The organism is Candidatus Protofrankia californiensis, from assembly GCF_900634765.1.
Classification (GTDB): Bacteria; Actinomycetota; Actinomycetes; order Frankiales; family Frankiaceae; genus Protofrankia; species Protofrankia californiensis.
Genome location: NZ_CAAAFT010000435.1, coordinates 4,168 through 8,622 on the forward strand (window position 1 = coordinate 4,168; position 4,455 = coordinate 8,622).

A 4,455-nucleotide genomic window follows, 5' to 3' on the forward strand; every position below is an offset into this window, starting at 1 on the left:
CAACGACGATGATGGTCGTCAGCCCGCGGGCGGCCGCGGCCATGAGCGCCGAGAGGCCGACCGAACCGCCACCGGTGATCAGCAGCGACGAACCGGGTGGGCAGTTCAGAGAGTTGAGCACGGCGCCGGCACCTGTCTGGACCCCGCAGCCGAGCGGTCCAGCCAGCTCCAGCGGGACACCGTCGGGAATCTTCACGACGTTGACCTCGTGGGCCAACGCGTGGGTGGCGAACGACGACTGGCCGAAGAAGTTGCCGCCCACGTCGGCGGTACCGTCGTGCAGGGGCGTCGTGCCGTTGTTGCCCACCCCGCTGAAGTTGAGCTCCATGAACCGGACGCAGTACGACGGGGAGCCAGCTGCGCATTCAGAACAGATGCCGCAGCTGTTGAAGGTGGCCGCGACACGGTCGCCCGGCGCCACCTTGGTGACGCCCTCCCCTACCGCGGTGACGACGCCACTGCCCTCGTGACCGACGACGGCGGGGAACGGGAAGGGCAGGTGACCGTGCGCGACGGCCAGATCGGTGTGACACAGCCCGACCCCCGCCACCTCGATGAGAACCTCCCCCGGGCCGGGATCGGCCAGGTCGAGCTCCTTCACGGCGAAGTCGGAACCGAGTTTCTCGAGTACGGCGGCTGTAACCTTCACGGCATTCCTTCCACCATTTTCAGGCCCGTCTTCCGGGCGCTTTTCTCTCCGCTGGGTCGACGTTCTCGTTCCGGCTTTCTTGATCAAACACTGGAGTCGACGACGTTCACCCTGATCCCGTCACAGGCCCCGGTGACGATCAGCTGGCAGGACAGCCGCGAGTCCTCGCCAGCGAAACCGGCCTGGCGCACGAGCGCGGCGAACGTCCCGCCCACGTGGCCGGCACCGACGGTGCGGGCAGGGGGCTCGGTCACCTCAGTTCCAGTCGCATCGGGAGCCGGCGCAGCCCGCCGACGAAGTTCGTCTGGACGACCCTCCGGTCGCCGGTCACCTCGAGCGACTCCACGCGAGGAAGCAGCTCTTCCAGCATGATGCGCAGTTCCTGCTTGGCCAGGTGCATGCCGATGCACATGTGCGGGCCGTACCCGAAGGCGATGTGCCGGTTAGGCCGACGGTCGATGCGGAACTCGTCGGGCGCGTCGAAGATGTCGGTGTCGCGGTTCGCCGACTGGTAGAGCAGCATGAACCGGTCACCCTTGGTGATCTGCTGTCCCCGCAACACATAGTCCTGGCTCGCCTGCCGGACGAAGTGCTTGACCGGCGACACCCAGCGCAGCCCCTCGTTGACGAGGTCGGGCACGAGCGACGGGTCGGCCTTGACCCGGACGAGCTCCTCCGGGTGGTGGGCCAGCACCTCGATGATGCCGGCCAGAGTGCTCGACGTGGTGTCGTGCCCGGCGGTGGAGATCGCGACGAACCAGCCGTAGGCGACCTCCTTCGCGAAGAACTCTCCGTCCGGCCGGCGCGCGTTCGCGATGATGGAAGCCAGGTCGTCCCGAGGCTCGGCACGCCGAGCCTCGACGAGAGCGTCGAAGTAGGCGTAGAAGTCGCGGATCGCGGCCGACCACTGCTGCGCCGCCGCCTCGGGGGTCAGCGCGGCGATGTCGTCACGCTGGGTCTCGGGGTCCGCGGTGCCGAAGAATTCCTGGGTGAGGGCCATCATCCGGGGCTCGTCCTCGGCGGGAACCCCGAACAGCGACATGACGACGTGCAGCGGGTAATAGAGCGCGAACTCCCCGACGAAGTCGAGGTCGTTGACACCCGGGCGCAGCCGGTCGGCGATCGCCTGCGTGGCGAGTCCGCGGATGCGATCCTCCCACTTCTTCAGCGAGGCGGGCCGGAACCATTCGTTCGCGATGTCCTTGACCATCGTGTGCTCGGGCGGATCGAGGTAGGTCACCGTCTCGAGGATCCGCAGGCTCCCACCGGTCAGGGAGCTGGTGAACGCGTCGCCCGCCTGGTTCTGCAGAATCGGGTTGTGCGAACCCGGCTCCTCACCGCCACCACTGGTGAAAACGGCCGGCTGCTTCTCGATCTCCATGATGTCCGTGTGCTTGGTGACGAGCCAGATCGGGTCGTAGCCCTCGACGTGGACCTTCGCCAGCGGCGCGTTCTCCCGCAGCCACCGGTACGCCGCGAAGAGCGGTTCGTCGTCCCGGTGTCCTTCGGGCAGCACCACACGTCGCGCGATCTCGTCCGGGACGCTGACAGTCGGGGTGGACTCCGTAATAGTCATGCGGCGCTCCTGCGTCAGGGCGAGTAGCCGTCCGGTCGGTTCGACCGGCTCCATCCGGCGGTGCGCCCCATCATGTGAGCCCAGTCACGTGTTCTGCATCACCCTTAAGAGAACTTTTTTTACCCCCATGCGAGGACAGGTCTACCCACGTGCTGGCGGTGGTACGTGGCAGCGGCCTCGGAACGGATGGTGCCGGGTGCTCGGTGTCCAGTCCGAACACGACGCTTCGCCGCCGCCGGCCGGGGTGGTGCGCACGATGTATTCGATCACCCGAACGGTGATCGGCGGACCGTAGCCGCGGCACGCGGGATTGAGCTCGGCCAGGTAGGCACCGTCCGCCGACACTGTGATCGGTGCGAGAGCGAACGACGCCGACGCCCGCCACAGCAGGTGCGTGCCGGTAGCGAGGGTGTCGCGGGCCAGCCGGTGAGACAGGAAGTTACGGTCAGCCAGCACCAGCATCCCGGGGCCGAACGACGGCAACAGATCGACCGGCTCCTGCACCACGCCCACCTCTGCCAGACCAGCGGCGACAGCATCCGCCTCGCCCAAGCCCTGTCCGGCAAGGGGGTGAAACCCCTGACCACCTGACGACCCGGGCACGTCGGTGGCCACCAGCGGGCAGATCTGGTGGCCACCACCGGGCAACTCTCGTGACCGTCACTGAGTTCTCAATGTCCCTTGACAAGAGAGCGGCTCGGCAGGTCAGGAACGGGCTGGGAGCCAGAAACGACCCGGGAGCAGGTAGGACGACGGCACGTCGGTGAAGGAATCCGCGCTGACCAACATCCGAGAGCTCCGACGATCCGGCTCCGGGTGACGGTGACGGTCGCTGCCTCCTGTCGGCGGAGCAGGCGCGACCGGGACGCGACCAGCCAGCCACCGCGACGCGGTGTATTAATTTTAATCCTATTTAGATATACTGAGGACGTCACGAGCGACGCCGACCGCCAGGCCTCGCCGAGACGCCATGAACACCCCTACCGTCGGAACCGCCGACCGAGGAGGCGTGCGTGCCGCCGCCGCTACCCCCGAACGAACAACCCGACGACTGGACGGAACCCGGCGCACATCCCGTGACGGCCGGGGTCTACCGCGTCCCGCTCCCCCTGCCGCAGGACGGCCTGCGCGCGGTGAACGTCTACGTCATGCCGGACATCGACGGCCTGGTCGTGGTGGACTCCGGGTGGGCTGCGCCGTCCACCGAGTCCGCGCTGACCACCGCTTTGGGCACGCTCGGCTACCGACTCGACGACGTTTCCCGTGTCGTGGTGACGCACGCACATCACGACCACTACACCCAGGCCATCGCACTACGCACGAGGTTCGGGACGAAGGTCAGCATCGGCTGGGGGGAACGTCACTCCATACACGCCGGTGAGGAGGTATACGCCGGTGGGGAGGCCGGGGTCCTCACCCGTCCCCAGCTCGCGATGCTGCTGCGCTGCGGCGCGCCCGACCTTGCCGCCCGCTACGCCCAGTACCTGGCAAGGGAGACGACGGAGGCGAGGGATGCACCGTGGGGTCCCCCCGACAGCTGGCTCGACGACGGCGACGTCGTCGGCCTGGCAGACCACAAGCTCGACGTCCTCGCCACGCCCGGGCACACCCGCGGCCACGTCGTGCTCCGCGACAACGCCAACGCCCTGCTGTTCGCCGGCGACCACGTACTGCCGCACATCACCCCGTCGCTGGGGTTCGAGTGGGTGCCCGAACCGTCGCCGCTTCGCAGCTTCCTGCAGTCACTGCGCCTGGTAGGTGACCTTCCCGACACGCTGCTGCTGCCCGCACACGGTCCGGTCACCACCAGCGTGCACCGGCGGGTCGAGGAGCTGCTGGCCCACCACGAGGCTCGCCTGGACGCCGTCGTCCGGCACGTTCGCGAAGGCGCTGGGACGGCGTTCCAGGTTGCGTCGGCGATGCGCTGGACCCGCCGGGAACGCCGGCTCGACGAACTCGACACGACCAGCCAGATGCTGGCCGTCCTCGAGATCGAGGCACACCTCAACCTGCTGGTGGAACACGACCAGTTGGCAACAGCCACCGGCGAGGACGGCGTCGTGCTCTACGCCCCCCGCCGCTGACGCCCGGTACCAGCGACTGGCACCGACGGACAGCATCTTGTCCTGCCGCCGTCGGTCATCGGCAGGCGTGGCGTCAGAACAGCCGGCGCAGCAGCTTCTCGGCGCGGGCCGAGTACGGCGGGTAGATCAGCGACAGATCCGGCCGC

5 protein-coding genes and 1 pseudogene are annotated in these 4,455 nt (G+C 68.0%); 2 read left to right on the plus strand and 4 right to left on the minus strand.

Features of this window, described 5'->3' with window-relative positions; all coding sequences use genetic code 11:
* From DD1DGNOD_RS28360 to DD1DGNOD_RS30935, 4 genes are all read right to left on the minus strand, one after another.
* The coding region (locus DD1DGNOD_RS28360; RefSeq protein ID WP_206443370.1) for an alcohol dehydrogenase catalytic domain-containing protein at positions 1-649 on the minus strand (649 nt) is incomplete at its 3' end.
* Positions 650-732: 83 nt separating this feature from the next.
* On the minus strand, positions 733-903 hold the full coding sequence (locus DD1DGNOD_RS27415) for a hypothetical protein (protein WP_165035229.1): 171 nt from the start codon (positions 901-903) through the stop codon (positions 733-735).
* Positions 900-2,225, minus strand: a complete 1,326-nt coding sequence (locus tag DD1DGNOD_RS22500) for a cytochrome P450 (protein ID WP_131768473.1) — start codon at positions 2,223-2,225, stop codon at positions 900-902. Before DD1DGNOD_RS22500 ends, DD1DGNOD_RS27415 begins: the two co-directional genes overlap by 4 nt.
* Before the next feature lie 141 nt (positions 2,226-2,366).
* On the minus strand, positions 2,367-2,681 hold the full coding sequence (locus DD1DGNOD_RS30935; protein WP_131768472.1) for a hypothetical protein: 315 nt from the start codon (positions 2,679-2,681) through the stop codon (positions 2,367-2,369).
* A 30-nt stretch (positions 2,682-2,711) separates the two neighbouring features.
* Between DD1DGNOD_RS30935 and DD1DGNOD_RS30940 the strand changes: the two are divergent.
* Both DD1DGNOD_RS30940 and DD1DGNOD_RS22515 read left to right on the plus strand, forming a co-directional pair.
* Positions 2,712-2,816: pseudogene (locus DD1DGNOD_RS30940) on the plus strand (ATP-binding protein); the annotation flags it as partial.
* Positions 2,817-3,238: 422 nt separating this feature from the next.
* Entirely contained in the window at positions 3,239-4,309 is a 1,071-nt protein-coding gene (locus tag DD1DGNOD_RS22515; protein WP_131768471.1) for an MBL fold metallo-hydrolase, read from the plus strand.
* The last annotated feature ends 146 nt before the right edge of the window (positions 4,310-4,455 follow it).

Coding starts and splice junctions, on each gene's coding strand:
- DD1DGNOD_RS22500 (WP_131768473.1), bottom strand. CDS start 2,225: ATGACTATTACGGAGTCCACCCCGACTGTCAGCGTCCCGGACGAGATC.